This window comes from Polynucleobacter paneuropaeus, from assembly GCF_003261235.1.
Lineage (GTDB): Bacteria > Pseudomonadota > Gammaproteobacteria > Burkholderiales > Burkholderiaceae > Polynucleobacter > Polynucleobacter paneuropaeus.
The window spans coordinates 378,901-404,542 of sequence record NZ_CP030085.1 but is presented as its reverse complement, the minus strand read 5'-3'; the positions used below and the strand labels follow the sequence as shown (position 1 = coordinate 404,542).

Below are 25,642 nucleotides of genomic sequence, written 5' to 3'. Positions count from 1 at the left end.
TCCTTCTGAACTAGCCCAGTACTAATACTGGCAACTTAGCATGCACAATCACGTCGTGGGTTTCACTGCCAAGTAGTACGCCTGAGATTCCAGTACGTTTATGTGAAGCCATCACAATCACGTCGGCCTTGGATTTTTTAGCAGCATCCAAAATTCCTTGAGCCAATGAGATATCGAGCGCATGAATCGTGCTCACCTTAATTCCAGCGCCAAATTGGGTCTGCGCTTGCTTGAATACACTTTTAGCAAAAGCTTCGCATGCCTGTTTATGCTCTTTAGTCGTAATCATGTACCCCATGGTGCTATCTGAGTAAGCCAAAGGTGGGGTTGGATCAGAAACGTAAACTAAGGTCACAGCAGCGCCATCGGATTTGGCTAATTGAGCCACTTTCTTAAGCGATTTTTTACTGATGTCTGAACCGTCTACTGGAACCAATAATTGCTTAAACATATTACCCCCTGGTTTATTTACTATCGTGATGTTGGCATTATTCCTAATTCCATCATAATGCTATTTATTGACTCAAACCTTACAAAGGTAACTTAAATGCTCAAGTATTTTTTACTCTATCTTGCTTTTCTCGTGGCGCTGGCTTCAATCGATCTAGTATGGCTATTAGGGATCGCTAAAAACGTCTACCGCGATGAAATGGGCAGCCTCATGGCAACCGAGCCTAAACTCTTGGCTGGGCTTGCCTTCTATGTTTTATACGCCCTGGGAGCTCTTATTTTTGTCGTGATTCCTGCGCTATCTAAGCAGTCTCTATCGCATGCACTGTTGTATGGCGCCCTCTTTGGCTTTTTTTGCTACATGACCTATGACTTAACCAACTTGGCAGTGATTCGGGATTTCCCAAGCCGCTTGGCATTCATTGATATTGCTTGGGGTAGCCTGGTTACTGCTGGCGTATCCGGCTTGATTTATAAACTCGGTGAGTGGGCAAAATAAGTACCGCCTTGATTTAACTGGCCTGCTCTGCCCAGCCTCTGCGTCTTTCATACATTACGAATAAAACGCCCCACATCACAATCGAGGTATAAGCCCAGATCCAGGCATGGGGTGAGCTTCTCGATCCGCTCATATCTAAAACAAAACCAAAAATCGCTGGGCCAACTAAACCACCGCCAAAGCCCATCAAAGAATGGAGCCCCATAGCCGCCCCTTTAATATCAGAACGAGCGCTAATGACTAAGCCGGCCGTTAAGGTGGAAGAGTCTGCCATGATGAAAATTGCATGCGCAACAGCTAGCGCAACAATAAGCCACCAACTTTGACCTGTTGAAGCTGCTAGAGAGATTCCGATGACAGCACTGATGAGCATCACAATACAGACCCACTTTTGACGGCCAATACGCAGAGCAACTTCATTTCCTAAAATGGATGCTGGAACGGCAAAAAAATTGACAACGCCTGCCAGTGTGGTTGCCGCCAGTAAAAAGCTCTGTCCAGCATATGCTGTACAAAATCCAAAGAAAGCAACTAGCCAACTACGTGAGGCGAAGAGTTCTAAAGTATGGGCGGTATAGCCCAAGATAAAGCCAGCAGCATTACGGTCTTGTAACACCAGCTTCCACTTCGCAATTGGAAAAATATCCTGCATGCGTAAATTAATCGGTCCATGCCATTGGGCGGATACTAAAGGCGGAATACAAAAGAACACAATCACTACTGCAGCAAGGGGCGCTAGAGCAATCCAAGCGAAAACTGCGTGCCAGCCGAAGGCCGCATAAATCCAACCAGAACACAAATACGAAAGCCCGGTACCAATTCCAAAAAAGGCGGTATAGAAAGCAATATGTCGTGTGAGCTCTCCACTTTGAATACGATCAGACAAGATTTTTAAACCAGGCATATAGGTCGCCGCTAGACCTGCGCCATTCATTGCCATCCAAAAAAGTGCAGTGAAAAATCCATTAGCGAAGAACGCCATACCCAATAAGCCACAACTCGCTAATGCCCCGCCACAGAAATACACCTTACGAGCATCGATGCGATCTGTAAGCGCAGTAGCAAGAGGTACGGCCAGCATATAACCAAAGAAAAAAGCGCTAGCAATTAAACCGGATTGGAGATTATTAAGATGCCACTCCTCTTGCAAGGGAGTGAGGACGACTGCGTAACAAGCAAAACCGAGTAAAGCACAGATCTGCGCTAAGAGCATGAATGGAGTGTAGGCTGCCGAACGGATGCGCACTGGGAGAATGATTTTTACTGCTGCGTCTGCAAAGGAGAATCCTGAAATCCATTCGAACGATAGGTCAGCACCAAAGTATCACGATGACCATGCGCTCCCAGCGGTTGAATCGGAGTCGACTCATGAATCATTTTTTCATCATTCATGAGCAGCAAAGACCAAGGCTGAGATAAAGTAAAACGAAGACCAGCGGAACCATTCGCATCAAAGATACGGGTTTCACCACCCTTAATGCCCACTCGGTTCAATAAGAACACTGCAACAAAATCAACCCCGTCTCGATGTGCTCCTTCGGGTGTTGGGCGGCCAATTCCATCGGTGGTATCAATCCGAAATTGATGCGCCTCTATAAACCATGTTTTGATTGGCTTCAAACTACTGAGCGTATTTGCAATTCCAAGCAAGACTGCCTGCCATGCGGCAGACTTGGCTAAATCGACATGGATAGGATCAAACCATCGCTCAATGCCACCATGCAGCGCGTTATAAGTGACAGACTGCCAATGAGCACGATGTGGCACCATCTCTAGCTGCTGACCGGTGATTTGATAGCTAGCATGACGACGATAACGATAGCGACCGCCATCCTTCAAATACGGATCTCTGGGCATCTCATCCCAAAAATGATTGAGGGCTTCCAGGTCACTCACAGCAACATGACATAGCTCGGCGACCGATTCAGCAGAGATCACCACATATCCATTCTTTTTAAGCGACTGGACAATTTCCTGGCGCGGGGTTAACAAGGGAGCTAGGGTCATCGCCCTATTTTAGGCTAATGCGCCAACGTGAGCTCTCCCTGACCGCTAAAATGGGGCCAACATCATGAAGCCAGCCCATCATCCGCTCGATTTTCTCCGTCAAGGTCAACAATCTATCTGGCTCTTGTGGGCTCTGACCTACCTGATTGCAATCGCCAGTGCTTGGATCGCAGAGCTTCTCCATACCCCACTCCCTTGGATGCTGGGACCCCTCTTCGTTTTAGCCTTGCTGGGCTCTCTCGGCATTCCCTTGCAAGCACCACCCTTAGGTAGAAGTGCTGGGCAATGTTCGCTCGGCATTGCGATTGGACTTTACTTCACGCCGATAGCGGTAGCAAACATTGGACATGACCTTCCCTTTATTGCAATTGCTTGCGTAGTCTCAACCATCTTGCTTGGCTTTGGCACCTGGATGCTATGGCGTTTCTTTCATATTCCCCTTCGAACCGCCTTTTTTGCTTCAGCACTCGGCGGCGCATCCGAGATGACCGTGCTCGCAGAACGCCATGAACAAAGGGCGGACTTGGTGGCAGCAGCACACTCTCTGAGATTACTTTTAATTCTGGCAATCATTCCAGGAATTTTTCAGGCTTATGGAGTTCCGGGTAACCTCGACTTCCAATCAATGCATTTACCAATCTCCTATTCCGGGGTTGCCTTACTCTTACTCTGCTCCTCAATTGGTATCACCACCTTTCATGTACTAAAACTCCCTAATGCATTTCTATTGGGGCCTCTTGCAGTCAGCGCAGGACTCACAGCCTTTGGAGTGGAGTGGACCACTTGGCCAAAAGAGCTTTCTAATGCGGGTCAGCTTTTAATTGGGGTTGGCTTAGGAATTCGTTTCACCCGAGACTTCGTAGTTCATGCCAAAAAATTGGCAATAGGTGTCACAATTTATACCCTGCTAGCCTGCGTTGTTAGTCTCCTATTTTCATTAGCGATTGCCAAGCCATCAGGACTTGATATTGAATCCCTCATTCTGAGTACCGTTCCTGGTGGCATGTCAGAAATGGGCATCACTGCCAAAAACTTTCACTTAAACGTTCCTGCTGTTGCTGTCTTTCACGTCCTGCGTATGGCTTTTGTCATTCTCTCCGCAGAATTATTCTTCCATCAAGTTTTAGGTAGACTTGAACGTAAATTTGACCTACATATTGATCACCCAAGATAAGATGATCTTTATACATTCTCATCAGAAAGATTGTTATGAGCACAACTCACAATAAAGTCGCACTTGTCACTGGAGCTGGCGCAGGTATCGGCAAAGCGGCAGCCAAAGCACTTCTTCAAGGTGGTTATCAAGTTGCACTGACGGGTCGTAATCTTGATAAGCTTCAAAAAGCCATTATCGATATTGGCGGTAGTGAAGACAGCTGCTTAGCCGTAGCATGTGATGTAGGCAAACCCGAGCAAGTGAAACGTCTGTTCGTCGCCTTAAGAGAACGCTTTGGTCGCATTGACGTGCTCTTCAATAACGCAGGTATGGGGGCTCCAGCGATTCCCATGGAAGATCTGAGTTATGAGCAATGGATGAATGTGGTGAACGCGAACCTCTGTGGTGCCTTTTATTGTTCTCAAGAGGCAATTCGGATGATGAAGACCCAATCTCCGCAGGGCGGCAGAATCATTAATAATGGGTCGATTTCTGCACATGTACCGCGCCCACTATCAGCACCCTATACTGCCACCAAACATGCAATTACTGGTCTAACTAAAACGATTGCCTTAGATGGTCGCCCTTTTAACATCGCGTGCGGGCAAATTGACATTGGTAATGCTGCTACTGAAATGACTGAAGCAATGGCGGCTGGGATTTTACAGGCCGATCAATCTATCAAGATTGAACCCAGAATGGACGTCGATCATGTGGGGCAAGCAGTACTTCATATGGCGCAATTACCACTCGAGAGCAATATTTTATCAATGACCATCATGGCAACCAACATGCCTTATGTTGGCAGAGGCTAAATCACGTATTTACTTTTGAACCTGATCAACGTTGATACGCAGATTGCTCGAACCAACTTTGACGGTTTGCACATTAGAAATAAGATCGCCCGCCTCCGCTTTAGCCATACCTGTCTTAGAGATTCGCACCTCAATCGTAACTTCCGACTGCTGAGAGATCAGCGCAGCAGGATTCATGGCTAAAGAATCGTCCAAGGTAAATCGCATCGGGAAAGCGCTCACGGGCCTCTTCAGAACTGCTACTGGCATTCTTTCGCCAGGCTTGCGTGCGATGACCATAACCAGCTGATCCGGCTTCACACGTGAGGCTAAGTCTGGCGTAATTGTGATGACTCCACCAATACCTTTACCAGCAGATGCAATTGGCGCTGCTAAGTGTCCTTTAGCTCTTGCCTCAGCAATCGAATTCATGACCGCTCGAGCCTCTTCAGATTGAGGGGGTAATTGCTTTGCTAACTTCTCCCAATTTTGGACAGCTAATGCAAACTGCTTGGTACTGAATGCATCGCTACCGGCTAACCATAGAGCCAAGAAATTATTAGGATCCAACTTAAGGGCTTGGGCAATGAGTTGATGGGGTTTACCAGAAAAATTCCCATTCGCATTCGCGGCTAGGAGATCGGCGTAGTCAGCCAACAGTTCAGGTTGATTATTAATATAGGAGCCTGCTCGCTCATAAGCCTTGATAGCCTCTGGAATGCGCCCCATTACTCTATAGGAACGCGCCAACATTGCCCAACCTTGGAGGTTAGTGGGATCTTTCTCCATCTTGGCCGCAAACTCGCTAACCATTTTCTCTACGTCGGCTTGCGAGACAGGCTGTTTGGCATTTTCCTCTGCTATCTTGAGGGCATCGCCTTGATAAAAGTAGATGCCAGATGAGAGTAAAACGATCGCTAGACAAACAAAGACAATCGTTTTTTTGGTAGAGCCAAAACTGGCCTGATCGTCCACCTCTTGCGTATCTTGAAATAATCTATGGCGTAACTCAGCATGAGCCATCTCATAGCTAGCTGTATCGATTTCACCCGTTTGGCGCTCTTGCTCTAGCTTCTCAAGTTCTTCACGATAGATTGCTGCATTCATTTGACGACGAGAAGTGCTTGCTGCCCGCCTTCTAAAGAATAGCGGGCGCAAGAGCAAGCCCAGCGCAAGCAAGAGGATACAAAATGCTGGAATCAAAAAAGACATCATGGACGTGAATCCTTTTTAAATTCTGTCTCAACAGTATTTAAAAGTGCATCTAGACGACGATTTTCATCATCTGAAAGCGTCCTGCTATCCATGCTGGTATTTCTTCTTCGTAAATACATTAATAAGCCGATGATTCCAACCACTAGAATCGTAAAAGGGCCAAGCCAGAGTAACCAGGTTGTTGGCTTGACTGGTGGACGGTAGAGCACAAAGTCGCCATAACGATCAACCATATACTGCCTAATCTCTGCATCGCTCTTACCGGCCTTGATCATGCTTCGAATCTGGGCCCGCAAGTCATTAGCTAAATCAGAACGAGAGCCCGCCAAGGATTCATTTTGGCAAACTAAGCAGCGCATTTCTTCTGAAATACCAATCAGCCTTTGCTCGACCACAGGATCTTCTGCTAAAGGAGCAGCCTCATTTGCCATCAACCCATAACAAGCCAACATCAGCAGAATAGATACAAGAGACTTCATGATCGATTTAGCTCTGTAATCAGAGGAGAAATCTTCTCCCTCAGAATGTCTGGGGTAATCGGCCCAATATTTTTGTAACGAATCACTCCTGCCTTATCAATGATGTAAGTCTCAGGGACGCCATATACCCCATAGTCAATGCCGACGTGGCCATCACCATCAAAGGCACTCAATATATAAGGATTCCCCTCTCGAGCCAGCATTGCCATAGCAGCAGGTCTTTGATCTTTGTAATCGAGGCCAATAATCGGCAAAGTTTGGGTTTTGCTAAATGCAATTAAGAGGGGATGCTCTTCGCGACAAGCAACACACCAAGAGGCCCAGACATTGAGCATCCATACTTTCCCCTTCATGCTCTCTGGAGAAAACATTTTTTGAGGATCAGCTAACTGCCCAAGCTCAAAAGTGGGGGCGGACTTACCAATTAAGGGTGATGGGACTTCATGAGGATCTCGACTGAGGCCAACTGCCAAGAAAATCACGAGTAAAACAAACAGAATGAGAGGAATTAACAGTCTAGATTTCATGCTTACCTCTCAACTTTGAGCGATAGCGCTTGTCCAACATTGCAATGATTCCACCAATCGCCATCAGCAAACAACCGCCCCAAATCCAGTCAACAAAGGGCTTGTAATAGACCCTCACTGCCCAAGATTGATCGGGTAGCGCTTCACCCAGGGAAACATAAATATCGCGTGTCAAACCAGCATTAATCGCGGCTTCAGTCATCGGCATCGTTGAAGCAACGTAATTCCGTTTTTCGGGATAGAGCGTGGTTTCTAGTTGACCCTTACGGCTCACTACAAAAGTTCCGCGTGTAGCCATGTAGTTTGGTCCAGTAACAGCAGCAATTCCCTGCATCTGAATTTGATAACCACCCACTGCAACCGTATCGCCTGAGGACATCTTTACGTCCCGTTCTTCTTGATAAGCCCCAACCATGGTGACACCAATCACAAAGATCGCAATGCCAAGGTGAGCAAACTGCATACCAATAAAGGAACCGGTAGGCTTCCCTGCTTTAAATTGACGAATCACCTGCTGAATGCCAGAGCCAATAATCCAAAAAGCCAAGAGAAAACCTAAACTCGCCAGCCATGTGAACTCGCCCATCACCCTCGGAATAAGAAGCGCTGCAAGTACCGCCAGCAAGACGGCAATCCAAAGACGCTTAATCACTGCCAGCAGATTGGTATTTTTCCAGTTGGTCCATGGGCCAATTCCCATCAGGACTAACAAAGGAATCATGATGGGCACAAATACCGCATTGAAGTAAGGAGGCCCTACTGAAATCTTGCCGAGATTTAAAGCATCAATCAAGAGCGGATAGAGTGTCCCCAGTAAAACAGAAGCTGCTGCAGTAACCAAGAAAACATTACCGAGCAAAATCATGGTCTCACGCGCAGTCAAGGTAAATTTTGCGCCCATCGCTCGCTTAGGAGCTCGCACAGCATACAGAGTCAAGGATGAACCAACGACCAAAGATAATAAAATTAGAATAAAAATACCGCGCCTAGGATCTGTTGCAAATGCATGTACTGAAGTGAGCACACCCGAGCGAACTAAAAAGGTACCAAGCAAAGATAAAGAAAAGGCGGTAATAGCTAATAGAACAGTCCAACTTTTAAACACGCCCCGCTTTTCAGTCACAGCTAAAGAATGCAACAAAGCCGTACCCACTAGCCAAGGAATGAAAGAGGCATTTTCAACGGGGTCCCAGAACCACCAACCGCCCCAACCCAATTCGTAATAAGCCCACCAGGACCCCAGTGCAATACCGAGAGTCAGAAAAATCCAAGCAGCTGTCGTCCAAGGACGCGACCAACGTGCCCATGCGGCATCTAAACGATTCGAGAGTAAGGAAGCAATCGCAAACGCAAACGCGACCGAGAAACCCACGTAGCCCATGTAAAGCATAGGTGGATGAAAGACTAAACCAGGATCTTGCAATAAAGGATTGAGCGAACGACCTTCTTGAGCAGCAGGTAACAATCTTTCAAAAGGATTGGAGGTGGCTAATACGAATAAGAGTAAGCCGCTTGATACCAAACCCAGCACCCCAATAACACGCGCAACCATAAACTCATCCAGAGTTTTTGACAGTTGCGCAACCAAGAAAGTCCAGGTGCTAAGCAATAGCAGCCACAGCAAAAGAGAACCTTCGTGTCCGCCCCATACCGCCCCAAGGCGATACACTGTAGGTAGCAAGGTGTTGGAGTGCTCGGCAACATAGAGTACCGAAAAGTCATTGACATAAAAACTCCATGCCAAGCTCCCAAAAGCAAAAACCAATAGCAAGAAAACTGTCTGCGCTGCTGGTCTTGCTAAAACCAACCACTCTCGTCGACCTTGTTGAGCGCCGAAAAGTGGCAATACACCCTGAACCAAAGCAACACAGAAGGCCAAAATTAAAGCGTAGTGCCCTAGCTCTGGAATCATTTTTTTACTTCCTGCTTTTGGGCTTGCTCTAGTGCATGTTTTGCTTCTGGCGGCATATAGTTTTCATCATGCTTAGCGAGTACTTCGCTTGCCACAAATTCTCCATCCTGATTTAAGCGCCCTTGCACAACTGCACCCTTACCTTCTTTAAACAAATCAGGAAGAATGCCGGTATAGTTCACTGGGATATCTTTAACGAGGTCAGTCACCACAAAGTGAACGGTGATGCCATCGCGTCTTAATGAACCACTTTTCACTAAGCCGCCAATCCGGAAGGTCTGAGATTGAGGTGCTTTGCCATTAGCAACATCACTTGGCGTGACATAAAGAGCGATATTGCTATTAAGTGCATTCAGGATCAGCAGGGCTGCAACCCCAATGGCGATGAGGGCGCCAATAATGAACAGGGCCCGCCTATGACGCGGCTTCAGATTGGTCTGAAGACTCATTGTTGACCCTCTTGATGAAATTGGTCGGCAAGTAATTCTTGTTTGAGTCTGCGCAAGATGGCCTTACGTTGTGAACGAACCATAAGTACCTCTATACAAAAGGCAATTGCACAGAGTCCAAAGCTACTCCAAACATAGAGCGCATATCCGCCCATTGCTAGAAACTCGCTGGCACTATTCCACATTAGCTTCTAACCTCTTCTAATTGCTTAACCCAATCAGTATGAGTCTCTCTTTCTAAGATAATGACACGCACTCGCATGAGAGTTACGGCAATGGCATACATCCAAAAACACAAAGCCATGAGTAACATTCCCCAAAGCATCGTTTGAGCCATCGAAGGCGCTTTTGACATCGAGACTGAAGCGCCTTGGTGTAAGGTATTCCACCACTTCACCGAGAAGTAAATAATTGGCACATTGACAACACCCACCAAGGCCAGAATAGCGCCTGCCTTATCGGCACGACGCACTTGATCAATCGAAGCCTGTAAAGCAATGAAGCCGAGGTATAAAAAGAAGAGGATAAGTTCGGAAGTCAGACGTGCATCCCAAACCCACCATGCTCCCCACATTGGCTTGCCCCAGAATGCGCCTGTCCATAAAGAGAGAAAAGCCATGACAGCCCCAATCGGTGCTATGGCTTGCGCCATCATGGCCGAAAGTCGGGTATTAAAGACTAAGCCAATGCCAGCCCACCCGGCCATCACGATGTACAGAAACATTGACATCCAGGACACTGGAACATGGACAAAGATAATGCGATAGCCTTGACCTTGCACTGCATCTACTGGCGCAACAAAAAAACTCACCCACAGACCAGCTAAACCGAATGCAATCGACAAAATCCAGAAAAAGGGTATGAGTCTTCCAGCCACAGGATAAAAAGCACTGGGGCTGGCAAGCCTAAACCAATTGAGCCAAGATTTGTTAGTCAGATCGTTCATTGAAATTATTCAATCGCAATTCTAAGGGCAGCAGCGCTAACCCAAGGCATAAATGCTAAAGCCAAAACCAATAAAGCGCCTAAGAGTGAAAAATGCCCCGTGACATCGAGCCCAACACTTTTGGCATATACCGCTCCCGCCCCAAAGATCAGTACTGGGATATAGAGGGGCAAAACGAGTAGACTCATCAGCGCTCCACCGCCCCGCAACCCTAGCGTCAACGCAGCACCAATCGACCCAATCAATGAAAGCACTGGAGTTCCTAATAGGAGCGTCAGCAATAGGGTTTTTAAGGAAGCAGTATCGAGGTCGAACTGCAAACCAATCACAGGCGCCAATATCAACAGTGGTAATCCGCAAACCAGCCAGTGAGCCGTGATCTTTCCCAAAACGAGTACGACGAATGAGCGTGGCGACAAAGCCAATTGCTCTAAGGTTCCATCTTGATAGTCACTTGCAAAGAGTCTTTGTAAACCCAATAAGGTAGCCAATAAAGCCGACACCCAAATCACCCCAGGGGCAATCTTACGCAGCAAGGCCGTATCCGCTCCAATACCCAAAGGAAATAAGCTAGTCACAATCACAAAGAAAAACAAGGCAGTCAGCACTTCACTCTTACGGCGCATCACTAACAATAAATCCCGCTGAACAATCATGAAGAAGGCATTCATAGTTGCAAAGCCCTCAATCCAGTAATACCGAGCTCTTGATGACCTGTTAATACTGCGATTCCACCTCGAGAAAGATGTTGCTCTACCAACCCGATGAATCCTTGCACTCCCTGAGAATCAAGTGCATTAAAAGGTTCATCCAAAATCCACAGGGGTACTCCTCGCATTGCAATGCGCGCTATCACTACCCGTTTTTTTTGACCTGCCGATAAATAATGCACAGGCAAATCTTCTCGACCCCGTAAGCCAAATTGCCATAGGCATTGCAAAGCCGATTCGCGACTTGAATTGCTTGCTCCAAGCGTCGCATACATCATGAGATTTTCTAAAGCGCTCAGGTCTTCCTTAAGGGCATCACGATGTCCTAAAAAACACAATGCTTGATGAAAGGCTTCGCGATCACTCTTGATGTTCGATGCATTCCAGATGACTTCGCCCTGCTCTGGTTGCGAAAGTCCAGCCAATAATCGAAGGAGACTAGTTTTACCAACGCCGTTCTCTCCCCTCACATGCAAACACTCACCTGAAGTTAAAGCAAAACTCAGGCTGGCAAATAATGTTTGATCGCCCCGCACGCAGGTCAGATTCTTCGCTTGAAAGCTCTGGGCAGAAAAAGGGGGATGAGAAATATGGTTAGTCATGGAGGCAATAGCTTGAAACAAAAATTTGTAGAATATTGTCTTTTATTTCAAGTATTTAAAGAATTATAGACGCAAGCCTAGGATATGAAAAACCACCCGTAGGTGGTTTTTTCTCGACTGCGGGAAGCTAGAGTTATTCAGCCTTAACTGCCTCAATTGCGATCGCTATGGTGACTTCATCGCCAACGTTAGGAACATACTTGGCCATATTGAAATCGCTACGCTTCACTTTAGTTTCTGCGTTTGCACCGCAAACATCTTTACCAGACATAGGGTGCTTTTTGCACTCAAAATGGGTAATCGCTAAAGTGACCGGCTTGCTGACACCCTTCAAAGTTAATACACCCTTCAATGCGCTAGGTTTATCGCCCTTAAAGACCATTTGATCAGCCTGGAAAGTTGCTGTTGGAAACTGTGTAGTTGATAGGAAATCTTCACTCTGAATGTGTCCATTAAATACATTGGAACCAGTATCAACTGACTTAGTATCAATCGTAATATCGGCACTTCCTTTTTTAGCAGCCTGATCAATTGTCACTGTACCGGTGACTGTATTGAAACGGCTAGTCTGTATCGAAAAGCCTAAATGGTTATAGGAGAACTGAGCGAATGTATGGTTTGGCTCAGCGGTGTAAGTTGCTGGTGCAGCAAAAGCTGCAACGGTTAATCCGAGGGTTGCCAAAAGGGCAACGAGTAATTTAGATTTCATTGATTTCTCCGTGATTAAAAAACACTACTAATTAGAATTTAATACTAAATGGACTTTTACGGGTACTTCATTAGCAACAGCAGAGGTATCAGCCCAATTACCTGCTCCTAAGCCGTAATCCAGCCTAAGTAACTGAAATGACGAATCAAAGATGACCCGCTTGCCCTGCACCTGGTAGGTTACTGCCATAGTTAATGGCATTGCCTTGCCCTTAATCGATAGCTTGCCAGCAATCTCGAGTCGATTATTGCCTAAGTTCTTAACTGAATCACTCACAAAATTGGCTGTTGGAAAACTTTTGGTATTGAACCAATCTTTACCTCTAGCCTCTTCTTGCAAATCGTCACCACCCGCATTAAAGCTAGCGATCTCAATGACTAAATTGGCTTTAGCCTTCTCAGGCTGATCTGGATTGAAATCCACCTTGCCAGAAAATTTACTAAAGCCACCATTGAGATTGGAGCCCATCAATTTGGTTGTAAAGGTAATTTTGCTTTTAGCTGCATCGATGGCGCTGAACTCTGCTGCATTAACAGCGGGGATAATTCCACCCAAAATTAAGGAGGCGCTAAGTACCGCTAAAGCTTTAGAAGACCTACTCATATAGCACCCTTTTTATTGGATGACTTATGGAATGACATCCGAGAGAGCAGGCCATCCTTATCAATAAATTGATGTTTCAAAGCTGCCAAGACATGCAGACCCACCAGGATCATCAATCCATCTGCCAACAGAGCATGTAAATCTTCTAGCTGCTCTCCTAAGACTTTATCTTTTGAGACCAAATCTGGTAGCTCGAATAGCCCAAAGTAGTTCACTGTATAGCCATGAGCAGAGCTCATTAACCAACCCACCACAGGAATGGAGAACATCAAAATATACAAAGCCCAATGCGTGAAGGCCATGGTTCGCTCTTGCCACTTTGGCATCGCAATATTGAGTTCAGGTACTCGATGGGTCAAGCGCCAAACGATCCGTAATAAGACCAAGAATAAGACTGTGATCCCAATCCACTTATGCCAACTAAAGCTCACGATACGGTCGGGGCCTAAAGGCATATCTACAGCGAGCGTTCCAATGGTCCAGGCCACAATAATTAAAGCGGCCATGACCCAATGAATCAGGATAGCGGGGGTTGTATAGCGAGTTTGTTCCATCAATATCTACTCCTTTGATTTGCTACTTTGCTGAGACTTCTTAGGCAATGAAGCGAGAGTACTTGCATCATTTAATTGCTGGTCTACTAAATAAAGCGTACCACCGTAATTTGCTTGCAGATCGTAACCCGATAAACCCACGGTATAAAACGTGATGTCTGGGTTAAAGGAGCGAATCGTGCCACCTGAACCCGCAGAAAAATTTGCAGCGATATCAATGCCGCCTTTTTGACCGTCTATAGATGTTAGAAGAAACTCATCAATCGATCCAGGAGTTTTAAAGAATGCGATTTGATATTGATCTTGATAGCCAGCTCCGACGCCCTCTCCTGTTTTGAGAGCATTCATAAAGACGGGTTCTTTGCGGCGTTTATCAAAGAGCACTCCTTGCCCTCTTGCCACTACGATCAGCACTACATTGATATTAGTTGTGCTAAACACAGCGTATCCAGCTGATTTCGAAACCATAGCTTTGACTTTGGGGTCTTGCTTGATTAAGGAATCTAAACCGGTTTGGGCCATCTTTAATCTGGCTTCGCGCATTTGAGTAATTTGTGCTGGAGTCAGCGGTTCTCCATCCTTACTAGTGGATTGGCATCCTGCCAGAAACATCAATAAAACCAATAAGAAGGTAGTAAGTTTTTTCATGACCTTAGTAGTTGCATGTATATATTAATAGACCCCAGGAATCAGTTTAGCAGTGCGTTTTTGATACCCAGCGTACTCAGGGTATACCTGCCCCATCCAGTATTCCTCTTTTTTAGACTTGATCTCAAAGAAAATAATTAAGGCTACTAGTTCAACCAGCGTAAGGACTGCCTGAGTATGCAAAAACCAAGCTAGTGCTGCCAAAATCACACCAAAATAGATTGGATGTCGCACATAAGCATACAAGCCTGTTTGGATGAGTTCACCTCGCTCTACTGGCATCGGCAAAGGCGTAAGGTTTCGCTTGAGCTGAATCGCCGCCACAATCGCGATGAGAAGGCCAAGCGGAAAGAGTGCTACTGCGATTAAATGCAATGTCTCGCTTACTGATTGAGAAAATGTTAGCGTGCCCCACCAATCAGTAGGCCCTAGAAAAAGTATTCCCAAAAGAATGGCTTGAACCAAAACGTAAGCTGCGCCATTTTGAAGTAATTTTTTACTTTTCATAAAACCCCCTCAATCCATAAACAAAAAAGCCCCACATGATTGCGAGGCTTTTTAATTTGCAACATCTTTGTGCTTAAGGAATCATGATGATGGCGCCAGATACTTTTCTAGCCTCTGCTGCCCGATGAGCATCAGCAGCTTGCTCAAGCGGAAACTTAGCGCCAATCTGCACCTTCACTGCACCACTCTTGATCGCATCAAACACATCTTTTGCATTTTCCTGTAACAGGGCAGCTGTTGCGTTATGAGGAAAGACAGATGGTCTGGTTAAAAACAAGCAACCCTTCTTATTCAGAATCTCCGGATTGATATCGGGAGCGGGACCAGACGCGGCACCAAAGAGTGCAACCGTTCCAAAAGGTGCGGCGCAATCTAATGATCCCAAGAAAGTGGTCTTTGCAACGGAGTCATAAACAACGTTAGCTTTGCGACCACCAGTCGCCTTCAACACCTCTTCTACCCAATTGGGCTTGGAGTAATCAACGACTGCATCGCAGCCTGCAGCCTTGGCTGCAGCAAACTTCGCTTCAGAACCAACGGTTCCCACTACAAATGCGCCTAAGGCCTTAGCCCAACCCGCCAAGATCTGCCCTACTCCACCAGCAGCAGCATGCACTAACACCACATCGCCCGCTTTGACTTTATAAGTCTTCTTTACTAAATACTGCGCAGTCATTGCCTTGAAAAACACCGCGGCAGCAACTTCATCTGAAACACCTTCAGGAATATGTACCAATTTTTCAGCAGAGACATTGCGTCGGCTTGTATAAGCACCAATACCAGCGTTGATGTACATCACGCGGTCACCGACCTTAAAACCATTGACGCCCTGACCAACAACTTCAACTACGCCAGCTGCCTCATGGCCTAAACCGGTTGGCAGCTCTAAGGGGTACATGCCCGAGCGCTGATAAATATCAATAAAGTTAAAGCCGACAGCGGTCTGACGAATTTGTACTTCACCTGCTGCTGGAGCTAGAAGTCCCTTATCAATCAATTCAATTACTTCTGCACCACCATGCTTTGCAAGACTAACCATTCGAGCTGTTGCCACAAATCACCTCATTATTATTTTGTTAAGAAAAACATCATAGTGCAAGACTATCGTCTTACTGTGCCAAATCAAATACCAAGACCTCGGCATGATGTCCATTGCCTAGTTCAATTTTAGGCTCCTGATCGAGATAAGCTGCATCACCACCCTGAAGCACTTTGCCATTAACAGTCAGCTCGCCCTTTACGAGATGAATATAGGCCTTACGGGCAGGGTCTATAGCCAAAGTTGCTGACTCGGCTCCATCAAATAAGCCGGCATATAACTTGGCATCGGCATGCATCACAACCGAATCTTGCTCACCATCAGCTGAAGCTATTAAACGTAATTTGCCACGCTTTTCTGCCTCTGGAACGGTTTTTTGCTCATAGCCTGGAGCAATGCCTTTCATGCTCGGCTCAATCCAAATTTGTAGGAGATGGGTTTGCTTACCTTCAGCATGGTTGAACTCGCTATGAACTACGCCAGTGCCGGCACTCATTCTTTGGACATCGCCAGGCGGGATAGCTTTGATATTGCCCATGCTGTCTTTATGGGCCAGTTCTCCCTCAACAACGTAACTGATGATTTCCATATCGCGATGACCATGATCGCCAAAACCTCGACCAGCCTCGATCCAGTCCTCATTAATCACCCTTAAATTACCCCAGCCCATAAATTGAGGATCGTAATAGTTGGCAAAGGAGAAAGAATGGAAGCTTTTTAACCAGCCGTGGTCCGCAAAACCCCGCTCAGCTGATTTACGAATATTGATCATTTGGATAACCTTAAAACATACTGTGTCTGCAAAAGACTATCCTACACCAAGGCGCAAAATCGGGCTCTGCCCGCCCCCTGCTTGGTTTGGGAGGCACTTGGAACGTGGCGGCATCATCTGATTGTCATAATTCAATGGGAAACTCGAGCCTTATTCGATACCTCAATCGACCGGGAGTGATGCGATGCTCTACCAAATTATTCCTCTTGAAATTGGCTCCATTGTTGAGCGCGAGATCTTTCGCAAAGCCAATATGGAAATCAAGTGTGGTCTGGTCTGGAAGCTAGGCTCAGTTTTGACCCCCCATAAGCCTGCTTTCCTTAAAACCTATAACCCAGCTCTGGGAATATGCCTGGAGGACATCAAGGGCGCACAGATCAGCGATACCTACAACGGGGAGAAGGTCATCTATTTCTCAGAAACCGTTCCTGATGATCTACAAGAAGAATTAACTGATATTTTTTATGGGATCTCTCAAAAATACTCGGGCCCCCACCAAGCTGTTTTTGAAGACTTAGACTGGACTCTTGAAAAAGTAGAATCCTTTATCTTTGGCCAACTTGAAGTCAAAGAGTTAAAAGAAGAATTGGCTTCCTATAAATAAGCAGCAGTAATTGGTTTTCTAAAACCAGTAGTCGTGCTATTGTCTTTTCGACGTACCCCCATAAGCCTATTTCGATACCAATATGACTCGCTACTTTGTTTGGAACGCCTCGGTTTTTCTGTGTTTAGGATTTGCCTATTTACTTTTTAGTGGCCGCCAGACTCCCATCATTTGGGATGGCTTCATTCTCTTTTTCATTCTCAGCACGATCGGTGCCCTCGATCAGATTCAAAAAAAGCATGCCATTCTTCGTAACTATCCTGTCATTGGGCACCTGCGTTTCTGGCTTGAATTCATTCGTCCAGAAATTCGGCAATATTTTCTGGAATCCGATAATGAAAAACTTCCTTTCTCTCGAAATCAACGTGCTTTGGTGTATCAACGCTCTAAAAATTTATCTGATCAACGACCATTCGGCACGATTGACGATGTCTACAAGCCCGGCTATGAATGGCTGAACTACTCTAATGCGCCCATTACAGATGAACTTCCTGATGACATCCGAGTAGAAGTAGGACAAGGCAGTTGTTCAAAACCTTACTCGATCTCGCTATTTAATATCTCAGCGATGAGTTTTGGCTCCCTCTCAGCCAATGCAGTTCTGGCTTTAAACAAGGGTGCTAAGCTCGGCGGCTTCGCTCAAGATACTGGTGAGGGCTCGGTCTCCTCGTATCACAAGGTCTACGACGGTGATCTCATCTGGGAAATTGGCTCGGGCTACTTTGGCTGTCGTAAGCCAGATGGTCGCTTCGATATTGAAAAGTTCACTCAGGTTGCGATTGATCCACAAATCAAAATGATTGAGATTAAGCTATCTCAAGGCGCTAAACCTGGGCACGGCGGTATTTTGCCAGCAGCCAAGGTAACGCCAGAGATTGCGCTTACTCGTGATGTGCCAATGGGGGTTGATTGCGTTTCACCGAGTAGGCACACAGCTTTCAATACGCCCATTGAGATGTTAGAGTTTTTCTCCCTATTACGAGAAAAATCTGGTGGCAAGCCAGTTGGTTTCAAACTCTGTATTGGTAAGCCTGAAGATTGGTTTGCGATTCTCAAAGCAATGATCGACACCCAATTAACACCAGACTTTATCGTTGTGGACGGCAGTGAAGGTGGCACGGGTGCAGCACCAGTCGAATTTATCGATCATATCGGTATGCCGATGCGCGATAGCTTGCGCCTCATTCATGAAACCCTCATCGGTGCTAATTTACGCTCTCGCATCAAGCTAGGCGCTGCAGGAAAAATCATTTCAGCATTTGATATTGTGCGCGCCTGCGCCATCGGTGCGGACTGGTGTAACTCGGCACGCGGATTTATGTTCGCGATTGGCTGCATTCAATCTCGCACATGCAATACGGATATGTGCCCTACTGGCGTAGCCACTCAAAACACTCTGAGACAAAAGGCTTTAGATCCTGTTGATAAAGGAACCCGTGTTTATCAATTCCATAAAAACACGATGCATGCCTTGAAAGAAATCCTGGCTGCAGCCTCAATTCGTCACCCTTCGGAGTTAAAACCGAATCACATCATGCGGCGTGATGAAAATGGAGTTACTCAGCCTTTCTCAAAACACTTGCTTCATATTGAGGCGGGTGCTTTATTACAGACTGAGCCAAGCCTTGCTTTTACAGGCGAATATGCCTACTTAAAAGCCGCATGGAGTACAGCGAACCCCAAGAACTGGTAGTGACTTAAGGTTTGTAAAAGCTTAGCGTCACTTCACCCAAGTAAATACCAAATTTACTCATTTGCGCTTTGTTGATCATGACCTTGGGAGTCACTAAGTACATCCAGTCATTAAACTGCACGTTATAGATATCTTTGTCGACTGGTAGTGCTAAGGTGTATGTCCAATTTAGGGCATTGCCTGCAGATTCACCGATGGCTTCACCGACAACATCATCGGCCTTACCAATATATTTTCCTGGCGACACTTCAGTTAACTTCCAGATCCGCTTTTGCTTTGTGCCATCTGAATATTCAAAGCTTTCATCCAGAGTGCCAACTTTCTTACCATCTATCACTTCCCAGCGGCACTTCATTAATACGGTAAAACGCTTCACAACCGCTCCGCTACGATCGGTAAATATTCCATAAGCATCTAAAGTGCCATTAAAGTAATCTGATAAATCGAGGACAGGCTTCTGATTTGCATAATCACTCACCTTAGGGCTGGCACAGGCAGCCAATAAACCAATGAGGAAAATCGCTAAGAGTCGATAAATCATTTTCATGGTGTGCAGGGTTCGTTAAATAATGGTGTTAGGCAGTTCTGGCCCAATAATGCTTTGCGCAATTTGGGGGAGCTGGTTTTATCAGAGAACCAAACTCCAAAAAAGGCTTTCGAGAAATCCTCTCCTGGAACTTGAGCTAAGGGCTTTTGATTCAACAAGAAAGTAGTTCCTTGTTTTGGTATATAGACTGCAGTCAACATCGTGCCAGGTTCTACATTTGGGAAAATTTTTGCTAACTCTTTACCCCATAAGTCCGCTTGCTTTTCAGAAACTCCCGTCTTGATCATTTCGTCTGCGGTTCGGCTTGCCAAAGCATCACCAGAAATCGAACGTTGATAACGAATCTCTAAAGCAAACTCGCTAGCATTAGGTGCAGTGCTTCGATAAAGAGTGGCATCGTAAATTGGTAAGCCCCAGAATGTCAGGCGTCCGGAGCTTTGCACCTTAGCTTGATTGAGTATCGGATCCATATAGTTCGTTTCAGCTGCATCACATTGGCTATATGCCGTGATCAACAACACTGAAGCAACAAGGATTTTGAGGGTTAATTTCATCAGATGGCACAAGCTGTAAATACAGCCATCTTATTGCAAAAGCATGTAATACGTATTACCAGCTACCTATAACGCTTCTAAGACCTCGCTCAGGGACTTGCCTTCATACGTGGGCTTTTCACCAATCTCTTCAAATGGGTGCCCAATGCGATTGACCCAAAAGACATCAAAGCCAAACCATTTAGCAGCAAGTGCATCCCAAGCGTTGCTCGATACAAAAAGAACCTCTTGTTTTTGAACTGGAAATGCTTTTAATAACAGCTCATACGCTTGCGGAGCGGTCTTGAATAAACGGACATCTTCAATTGTCACCACTTTGTCTAGGTAGGACTCTAAGCCATTACTCTGAACAACTGTCGCCAGCATCTCACGACTACCGTTAGATAGGATCGCTGTAGAGATCCCTTTTTCTTTGATCGTCTTGAGCACATTCAGACTATCAGCAAAACCGGTGAGCTTAGCGTACTGATCCATTAGGCGCTTTTCATTGGCGGATGACAACTCAAGATTCATCCGTTTGCAGACATAACGTAATGATCGAATCGTCAAGTCCCAAAAAGGTAGGTAGTATTTACTTCCCTGAGGACTGGGATCACTCATCGTCACTAAACGGGTGTACTCGATCTGGCGATCCCGCCACATCAAGGCAAGTACTGCACCATTACCTGGAAACAATTCTTCTGCCAATGCCCCCATCGAGTAAACATCGAACAAGGTGCCATAGGCATCAAAAGCAATGAGTTTGTACATAAAATTAATTATTTCCGTTTTTATTTTGCTTAAGCATGTTTGAGCAATCGATTATGGACTGCTAATAATGCTAGAAGAGAAATTGTTGCTGCGGCAGACAAGTAATAACCCACAAACTCTAAACCATAGTTAGTTGCTAGCCAAGTTGCAATGTAAGGAGCTAGTGAGGCTCCCAGAATGCCAGCCAGTGTGAACGCTAGCGATGAACCGGTATAGCGCACAGCCGTTGGGAACAGCTGGCCTAATGCAGTACCAAGTGGGCCATAAGTAAAGCCCATCAATAACAAGCCAATTGCCAAGAATACGACTGTGGTCAGCCAGCTACCTGAAGTAAAGAGGGGTGCAAACAAAAGGCCAAACACAACAGCCGACAGCATCGTAACAATGAGTACCTTGCCGCAGCCAAACTTATCAGAAAGCATCCCCGAAATAGGTACGCCAATGGCGAAGAACAAGACCCCAATCATTTGGGCAATCAAAAAACTCGAGCGAGGGTAGTGCAAAACTGAAGTCCCCCAACTCAAGGTAAACACGGTCATCAAATAAAAGACGGCAAAGGTCGTGATAGAAAGTAAGGTTGCCAGCACCAAGGTGGAGGTGTGCTTTGTGAGAACTTCCATCATCGGCATTTGGACGCGCTGATTCTTTTGAATAGCTTCTAAGAATGCAGGTGTCTCCTCAATCTTCAAACGCACATACAAACCCACAAATACTAAGACTGCACTTGCTATGAAGGGAATGCGCCAACCGAAGTCAAAGAACTGTTCATCCGTTAAATTTTTACTCAAAATGAGGAAAGTTCCACTCGATAATAAGAAACCAATTGGTGCGCCCATTTGTGGAAACATGCCATACCAGGCGCGCTTACCGGGAGGGGCATTTTCAGTAGCGAGTAAAACTGCACCGCCCCACTCACCCCCCAAGCCCAAGCCCTGACCAAAGCGAAACAAGGCCAATAAGATCGGAGCCAAAATACCAATCTGGGCATAGGTAGGCAAAAAACCAATGGCTACGGTAGATGGGCCCATCGTCATCAACGCTGCTACCAGCGTCGCCTTACGTCCAATACGATCGCCAAAGTGCCCAAATAAAGCGGCGCCAACAGGGCGGGCAAAGAAAGCCAGCGCGAAGGTGGCTAGGGACTGAAGAACCGCTGTGTTCGCATCGCTTGATGGAAAGAAGAGTTTTGGAAAAACCAAAACGGCTGCCGTGGCATAAATATAAAAGTCAAAGAACTCGATCGTAGTGCCAATTAAACTAGCAGTTAAAACGCGAGTTGCTGAATTGCCTTGAGCCATACTTATCTCCCATTTGTAATCATTGCTAGCCTCATTGACTAGTCTTGCCCAAAATCATAGCATTGGCAAAAAAGATGACTTTTTATTAACCCCCTCCAAAACCCTTAATCGACATACCTAGCAGACTGCAGAATGATTCTTTTAAGGTACATTACAAGAATCCATGTTGACTGAAATGTCCATCACAATGACCCAAACCGCATCCATAGTCCCTTTGCGCAATTTCATTACAAGCATGACTCACTTGGTTGAGAAAACCCAAGATGAAACTCTTTTGCTTGCAGAAAGTAAGCAGCTACTGTCGAACTTAATTCAAAATGACTCATGGTTGCCTGAGTTTTGCACCGTACCCCACCCTGAGTTTTATCAACAATACTTACTGCATGCCGATCCACTCGAACGATTTTCAGTGGTGAGCTTTGTTTGGGGTCCGGGACAAAAAACACCGATTCATGATCACTGCACATGGGGCTTAATTGGCATGCTCCGGGGCGCGGAAAAAGGACAGCGTTTCCAAATCGATAACACTGGCAAGCTCGTAACAGATGGTCCAGAAACTAGGCTTAAACCAGGCGACATCGAAGCAGTGAGCCCCAATATTGGTGACATTCATATTGTGAGCAACGCCTATGATGACCAAACCTCCATCAGCATCCATGTGTATGGTGGAAATATTGGTGCCATCCAGCGGCATGTCTACGAGCCAGAAACCGGTGAAATCAAACACTTTGTCTCGGGCTATTCTTCCACCCAAACCCCCAATTTATGGGATCGATCTGCCGAAGTCAGAGCCCAAATTCAGAAATAAGCTGTAAAAACAAGAATTTAGACAAAATTGATACTTATTGCTGTCATGCAATATTCATGAAAAAGGCTCATAATATCTAGGTATTAACCCTAATACGCTAAATAAGGAGCCTTAAATGACACAATTATTGAGTCTCTGGAATGAGGTTTTTGCCCAACAAAGCAAGACCGCCAATCTTGAGCAATTTATTAACAGCCACAACCCCGCCTCTGAGCACGACGTTGAAGAGCTCACACGTGATTATTTATTTCACTACAGCACTGTAAGAGGTTTCTAAGCATTAAATCACTCTTAACAAAGTGATCTAGATTCTCATAGTAGATTCTTGAGAGATAAAAAAATACCAACCTCTAGGTTGGTATTTTTGTTTAAGATCCTACGAACTTAATAAGTGAGTAATACTGATTTAGTAATAACTAAGTGGTTCCGTTTTACCCCAAAAGATTCTATAGGAGTAAATGGTGTAGCCAATGATCGTTGGCAGAACGACAATTGCGCCCCAAAAAATCATCCACAAGGAATCCGTTGCAGAAGCAGCTTCCCAGATCGTCATTTTTCCAACAACGATATAAGGAAACATACTGTAAGCAATTCCTAGAAAAGCGAGGACAAAAATAGCGACACTCAGCGCAAATGGAAGCCATATAGGTGCAGGTTGATCTCTTTGCATTTTTACCAAGTTCAGATCAATTAAGATAAAACACGCCAGTGATAAAACTGGGAATGGCAACAAGAAAAAGAGGTTTGGGAAAGTAAACCACTTTGCAGCAATCTCAGCACTAAAAAATGGAGTAGCTACAGAGATAATGCCTACGCCAAACGCGGTCAACCATAGACATTTTCTGGCCCAAGCCACCGCCTTACGCTGCAGCTCACCCGAGGTCTTCATAATCAACCAGCCCGCGCCCAATAATGCGTAGCCAGCGGGTAAGCACAAGGCCACAATGAATGCGAATACCCAGCCCAAGCCTCCAGAGTCAAAACCAATTACCTCTCTGCCAACCATAACGCCTTGGGATGCGGCGGCTAGGAAGCTACCAAAGAAGAATAAGAAATTCCATACCGATTTTTGACTCAGATGCGCCTTAGCACGAAAGTCAAAAGAAACACCTCGCAAGATCAAACCAGCAAGCATGATGCCAACGGGTAAATAGAGCTCGGTCAAAATAATGCCATGCGCCATGGGAAAGGCGATCAAGAGGACACCAACACCAAGTACCAGCCAGGTTTCATTGGCATCCCAAAATGGACCAATCGAAGAAATCATGATGTCTTTTTCCTGATCAGTCGCTTGGTTAAGCAAAATACCGACGCCTAAGTCATAACCATCGAGGACAACATAGGCAACCATGGCAATACCCATTGCCACTAAAAAGAATAGAGGTAACCAGCCGGAGGGTTCAAGTAGATTGGGAATCATATTTTTTCTTATGCTCCAATGGGACGGTTAACTAAATTTGGTCTAGCATCATCAGCAGTCTTTACAGGGCCAGACTGACGAGCCAAATAAAACACCACCCAGATATAAGAAACAATCAAACCAAGATATAAGGCGAGATACATCACCAAGGTTCCCAAAATCATATTGGTTGGTAGCTTAGTAACCGCATCAGCCGTTTTCAAAACTCCGGTTACTAGGAAAGGCTGTCTACCCACTTCGGTCACATACCAGCCCGCCACTACGCCGACCCAGCCAGAAAAACTCATCACAGTCAAAGTCTGCAAAAGCCATCTGGGTAACTCTTGTTTTTTTCTCACAAGGTAGAAACCAACAAATGCAGTCAATAGCATTAACAATCCAATCCCGACCATAATCCGAAAAGCAAAGAAGACAGGCTTAACGGGGGGATGCGCACCTGGAAAGGCGTCCAAGCCCTGGACTTCGCCATCCCAAGAATGGGTGAGATACAAAGACGCTAGCTTTGGAACAGCCACTTCATACTGGTTGGACTTAGTAGCTTCATCAGGAATGGCGAATAAAACTGCATCGGCACCTCTAGCGGTCTGCCAAATACCTTCCATCGCTGCTACCTTAGCAGGTTGATATTCCAGGGTATTCAAACCATGTACATCGCCTAATACGATTTGTAGGGGTGCTAAAACTACTGCTACGGTCATAGCCAACTTAATCAATGCTCTGCTACCGACAGGATTAATACCGCGGAGGTAACGATAAGCTGAGATACCTGCAATCAAAAAGGTAACCGTTAGAAATGAAGCCGTCATCATATGAAAGAGTCGATATGGCATGGAGGGATTAAAAACAATTTCCATCCAATTGGTCGCATGCGCTTGACCATTAATCATTTCAAAACCTTGTGGAGTCTGCATCCAAGAATCTAAAACGATGATCCAGAAAGCCGACAGCGAAGTTCCAAAAGCAACGAGGAAGGTAGCAACAGTATGGGCTCGTTGTGAAACCCGTTTTGCTCCAAAGAGCATGATCCCCAAAAAGGTTGCCTCAAGGAAGAAGGCCGACAACACCTCATAACCCAGCAAAGGGCCAGCAATATTGCCAACCGTTTGCATATAACCTGGCCAATTGGTGCCGAACTGAAAGCTCATCGTAATGCCGCTCACAACACCTAGCGCAAAGGTCAAGGCAAAGATTTTGACCCAGAACTGGTAAGCCTCACTCCATTCAGAATCACCAGTCTTATTAAACTTAATCTTGAAATACAGCAGAGCCCAAGCTAGCGCGATAGAGATAGTTGGGAAGAGGATATGGAAAGTAATATTGGCAGCAAACTGAATTCTGCTCAAAATAAGTGTATCAAGCATCGAATTACCCCTTATTGATATTCTGTCCT

At 45.7% G+C, this 25,642-nt stretch carries 32 protein-coding genes; 7 read left to right on the top strand and 25 right to left on the bottom strand.

Annotation, left to right across the window (positions count from 1 at the left end):
• Positions 1-10 precede the first annotated feature (10 nt).
• The gene (locus Pas1_RS02195; protein ID WP_112204829.1) at positions 11-451 is read right to left on the bottom strand and encodes a universal stress protein; all 441 of its coding nucleotides are present in this window, start codon (positions 449-451) and stop codon (positions 11-13) included.
• Between the two features lie 96 nt (positions 452-547).
• On the opposite strand from Pas1_RS02195, the gene Pas1_RS02190 reads away from it, so the two are divergent.
• Positions 548-949: a DUF2177 family protein gene (locus Pas1_RS02190; protein WP_112294382.1), complete on the top strand. Its 402-nt coding sequence runs from the start codon at positions 548-550 to the stop codon at positions 947-949.
• 13 nt (positions 950-962) lie between these two features.
• Here Pas1_RS02190 and Pas1_RS02185 read toward each other — a convergent pair whose 3' ends face one another.
• Positions 963-2,195: an MFS transporter gene (locus tag Pas1_RS02185; protein ID WP_112294381.1), complete on the bottom strand. Its 1,233-nt coding sequence runs from the start codon at positions 2,193-2,195 to the stop codon at positions 963-965.
• 14 nt (positions 2,196-2,209) lie between these two features.
• Positions 2,210-2,956: a 2OG-Fe dioxygenase family protein gene (locus Pas1_RS02180; RefSeq protein ID WP_112204835.1), complete on the bottom strand. Its 747-nt coding sequence runs from the start codon at positions 2,954-2,956 to the stop codon at positions 2,210-2,212.
• A 64-nt stretch (positions 2,957-3,020) separates the two neighbouring features.
• Here Pas1_RS02180 and Pas1_RS02175 point away from each other — a divergent pair, with 64 nt between their 5' ends.
• Positions 3,021-4,130, top strand: a complete 1,110-nt coding sequence (locus tag Pas1_RS02175; RefSeq protein WP_112204837.1) for an AbrB family transcriptional regulator — start codon at positions 3,021-3,023, stop codon at positions 4,128-4,130.
• 35 nt (positions 4,131-4,165) lie between these two features.
• Entirely contained in the window at positions 4,166-4,927 is a 762-nt protein-coding gene (locus Pas1_RS02170; protein WP_112204839.1) for an SDR family oxidoreductase, read from the top strand.
• Positions 4,928-4,936: 9 nt separating this feature from the next.
• On the opposite strand, the gene ccmI is transcribed toward Pas1_RS02170, so the two are convergent.
• From ccmI to Pas1_RS02090, 16 genes are all read right to left on the bottom strand, one after another.
• Positions 4,937-6,121, bottom strand: coding sequence for a c-type cytochrome biogenesis protein CcmI (gene ccmI, locus Pas1_RS02165; protein ID WP_112294380.1), 1,185 nt, complete (start codon positions 6,119-6,121; stop codon positions 4,937-4,939).
• The gene (locus Pas1_RS02160; protein ID WP_112204843.1) at positions 6,118-6,600 is read right to left on the bottom strand and encodes a cytochrome c-type biogenesis protein; all 483 of its coding nucleotides are present in this window, start codon (positions 6,598-6,600) and stop codon (positions 6,118-6,120) included. Before Pas1_RS02160 ends, ccmI begins: the two co-directional genes overlap by 4 nt.
• Complete coding sequence (locus Pas1_RS02155; protein ID WP_112204845.1) at positions 6,597-7,127, bottom strand: DsbE family thiol:disulfide interchange protein; 531 nt, start codon at positions 7,125-7,127, stop codon at positions 6,597-6,599. The genes Pas1_RS02160 and Pas1_RS02155 overlap by 4 nt, the downstream gene beginning before the upstream one ends.
• Positions 7,117-9,039 (bottom strand): heme lyase CcmF/NrfE family subunit, encoded by a 1,923-nt coding sequence (locus Pas1_RS02150; RefSeq protein WP_112294379.1) that lies wholly within the window; start codon positions 9,037-9,039, stop codon positions 7,117-7,119. Before Pas1_RS02150 ends, Pas1_RS02155 begins: the two co-directional genes overlap by 11 nt.
• Positions 9,036-9,470, bottom strand: coding sequence for a cytochrome c maturation protein CcmE (gene ccmE / locus Pas1_RS02145; RefSeq protein WP_112295149.1), 435 nt, complete (start codon positions 9,468-9,470; stop codon positions 9,036-9,038). Before ccmE ends, Pas1_RS02150 begins: the two co-directional genes overlap by 4 nt.
• Positions 9,471-9,484: 14 nt before the next feature.
• Positions 9,485-9,673 carry a heme exporter protein CcmD gene (ccmD, locus tag Pas1_RS02140; protein WP_112204849.1) on the bottom strand — a complete coding sequence of 63 codons (189 nt, stop codon included), beginning with the start codon at positions 9,671-9,673 and terminating at the stop codon, positions 9,485-9,487.
• On the bottom strand, positions 9,673-10,434 hold the full coding sequence (ccmC, locus tag Pas1_RS02135; protein WP_112204851.1) for a heme ABC transporter permease CcmC: 762 nt from the start codon (positions 10,432-10,434) through the stop codon (positions 9,673-9,675). Before ccmC ends, ccmD begins: the two co-directional genes overlap by 1 nt.
• 5 nt (positions 10,435-10,439) lie before the next feature.
• The gene (gene ccmB, locus Pas1_RS02130; protein WP_112237403.1) at positions 10,440-11,105 is read right to left on the bottom strand and encodes a heme exporter protein CcmB; all 666 of its coding nucleotides are present in this window, start codon (positions 11,103-11,105) and stop codon (positions 10,440-10,442) included.
• Positions 11,102-11,746: a cytochrome c biogenesis heme-transporting ATPase CcmA gene (gene ccmA / locus Pas1_RS02125; protein ID WP_112204855.1), complete on the bottom strand. Its 645-nt coding sequence runs from the start codon at positions 11,744-11,746 to the stop codon at positions 11,102-11,104. Before ccmA ends, ccmB begins: the two co-directional genes overlap by 4 nt.
• A gap of 133 nt (positions 11,747-11,879) precedes the next feature.
• Positions 11,880-12,455 carry a YceI family protein gene (locus Pas1_RS02120; protein WP_112209572.1) on the bottom strand — a complete coding sequence of 192 codons (576 nt, stop codon included), beginning with the start codon at positions 12,453-12,455 and terminating at the stop codon, positions 11,880-11,882.
• Positions 12,456-12,482: 27 nt separating this feature from the next.
• A complete protein-coding gene (locus tag Pas1_RS02115) occupies positions 12,483-13,058 on the bottom strand; it encodes a YceI family protein (RefSeq protein WP_112294378.1) in 576 nt (191 codons plus the stop codon).
• On the bottom strand, positions 13,055-13,612 hold the full coding sequence (locus Pas1_RS02110; protein ID WP_112204863.1) for a cytochrome b: 558 nt from the start codon (positions 13,610-13,612) through the stop codon (positions 13,055-13,057). The genes Pas1_RS02115 and Pas1_RS02110 overlap by 4 nt, the downstream gene beginning before the upstream one ends.
• Before the next feature lie 6 nt (positions 13,613-13,618).
• Complete coding sequence (locus tag Pas1_RS02105) at positions 13,619-14,260, bottom strand: lipid-binding SYLF domain-containing protein (RefSeq protein WP_112237400.1); 642 nt, start codon at positions 14,258-14,260, stop codon at positions 13,619-13,621.
• A 24-nt stretch (positions 14,261-14,284) separates the two neighbouring features.
• Complete coding sequence (locus Pas1_RS02100) at positions 14,285-14,767, bottom strand: methyltransferase family protein (protein WP_112209574.1); 483 nt, start codon at positions 14,765-14,767, stop codon at positions 14,285-14,287.
• Positions 14,768-14,840: 73 nt separating this feature from the next.
• Positions 14,841-15,821 (bottom strand): quinone oxidoreductase family protein, encoded by a 981-nt coding sequence (locus Pas1_RS02095; protein WP_225971638.1) that lies wholly within the window; start codon positions 15,819-15,821, stop codon positions 14,841-14,843.
• Positions 15,822-15,876: 55 nt separating this feature from the next.
• Positions 15,877-16,578: a pirin family protein gene (locus Pas1_RS02090; protein ID WP_112294376.1), complete on the bottom strand. Its 702-nt coding sequence runs from the start codon at positions 16,576-16,578 to the stop codon at positions 15,877-15,879.
• Positions 16,579-16,762: 184 nt separating this feature from the next.
• Between Pas1_RS02090 and Pas1_RS02085 the strand changes: the two genes are divergently transcribed.
• Together Pas1_RS02085 and Pas1_RS02080 are read left to right on the top strand one after the other, a co-directional pair.
• Positions 16,763-17,182 (top strand): hypothetical protein, encoded by a 420-nt coding sequence (locus Pas1_RS02085; protein WP_112204871.1) that lies wholly within the window; start codon positions 16,763-16,765, stop codon positions 17,180-17,182.
• 82 nt (positions 17,183-17,264) lie between these two features.
• Entirely contained in the window at positions 17,265-18,875 is a 1,611-nt protein-coding gene (locus Pas1_RS02080; RefSeq protein ID WP_112294375.1) for an FMN-binding glutamate synthase family protein, read from the top strand.
• A gap of 4 nt (positions 18,876-18,879) precedes the next feature.
• On the opposite strand, the gene Pas1_RS02075 is transcribed toward Pas1_RS02080, so the two are convergent.
• The 4 genes from Pas1_RS02075 to Pas1_RS02060 form a co-directional block, all read right to left on the bottom strand.
• Entirely contained in the window at positions 18,880-19,422 is a 543-nt protein-coding gene (locus tag Pas1_RS02075; RefSeq protein WP_112204875.1) for a DUF3833 domain-containing protein, read from the bottom strand.
• The gene (locus tag Pas1_RS02070; RefSeq protein WP_112294374.1) at positions 19,419-19,976 is read right to left on the bottom strand and encodes a chalcone isomerase family protein; all 558 of its coding nucleotides are present in this window, start codon (positions 19,974-19,976) and stop codon (positions 19,419-19,421) included. Before Pas1_RS02070 ends, Pas1_RS02075 begins: the two co-directional genes overlap by 4 nt.
• Positions 19,977-20,042: 66 nt before the next feature.
• Positions 20,043-20,726 carry a haloacid dehalogenase type II gene (locus Pas1_RS02065; protein WP_112294373.1) on the bottom strand — a complete coding sequence of 228 codons (684 nt, stop codon included), beginning with the start codon at positions 20,724-20,726 and terminating at the stop codon, positions 20,043-20,045.
• Between the two features lie 29 nt (positions 20,727-20,755).
• Positions 20,756-22,024, bottom strand: a complete 1,269-nt coding sequence (locus Pas1_RS02060; protein ID WP_112204881.1) for an MFS transporter — start codon at positions 22,022-22,024, stop codon at positions 20,756-20,758.
• Positions 22,025-22,211: 187 nt separating this feature from the next.
• Between Pas1_RS02060 and Pas1_RS02055 the strand changes: the two genes are divergently transcribed.
• Positions 22,212-22,832, top strand: a complete 621-nt coding sequence (locus Pas1_RS02055; RefSeq protein WP_225971637.1) for a cysteine dioxygenase family protein — start codon at positions 22,212-22,214, stop codon at positions 22,830-22,832.
• Between the two features lie 115 nt (positions 22,833-22,947).
• Positions 22,948-23,109 (top strand): hypothetical protein, encoded by a 162-nt coding sequence (locus Pas1_RS09605; RefSeq protein WP_158525192.1) that lies wholly within the window; start codon positions 22,948-22,950, stop codon positions 23,107-23,109.
• Between the two features lie 129 nt (positions 23,110-23,238).
• On the opposite strand, the gene cydB is transcribed toward Pas1_RS09605, so the two are convergent.
• Positions 23,239-24,252 carry a cytochrome d ubiquinol oxidase subunit II gene (gene cydB, locus Pas1_RS02050; RefSeq protein WP_112294372.1) on the bottom strand — a complete coding sequence of 338 codons (1,014 nt, stop codon included), beginning with the start codon at positions 24,250-24,252 and terminating at the stop codon, positions 23,239-23,241.
• Positions 24,253-24,260: 8 nt separating this feature from the next.
• Positions 24,261-25,613, bottom strand: a complete 1,353-nt coding sequence (locus tag Pas1_RS02045) for a cytochrome ubiquinol oxidase subunit I (protein WP_112294371.1) — start codon at positions 25,611-25,613, stop codon at positions 24,261-24,263.
• Positions 25,614-25,642: the final 29 nt, after the last annotated feature.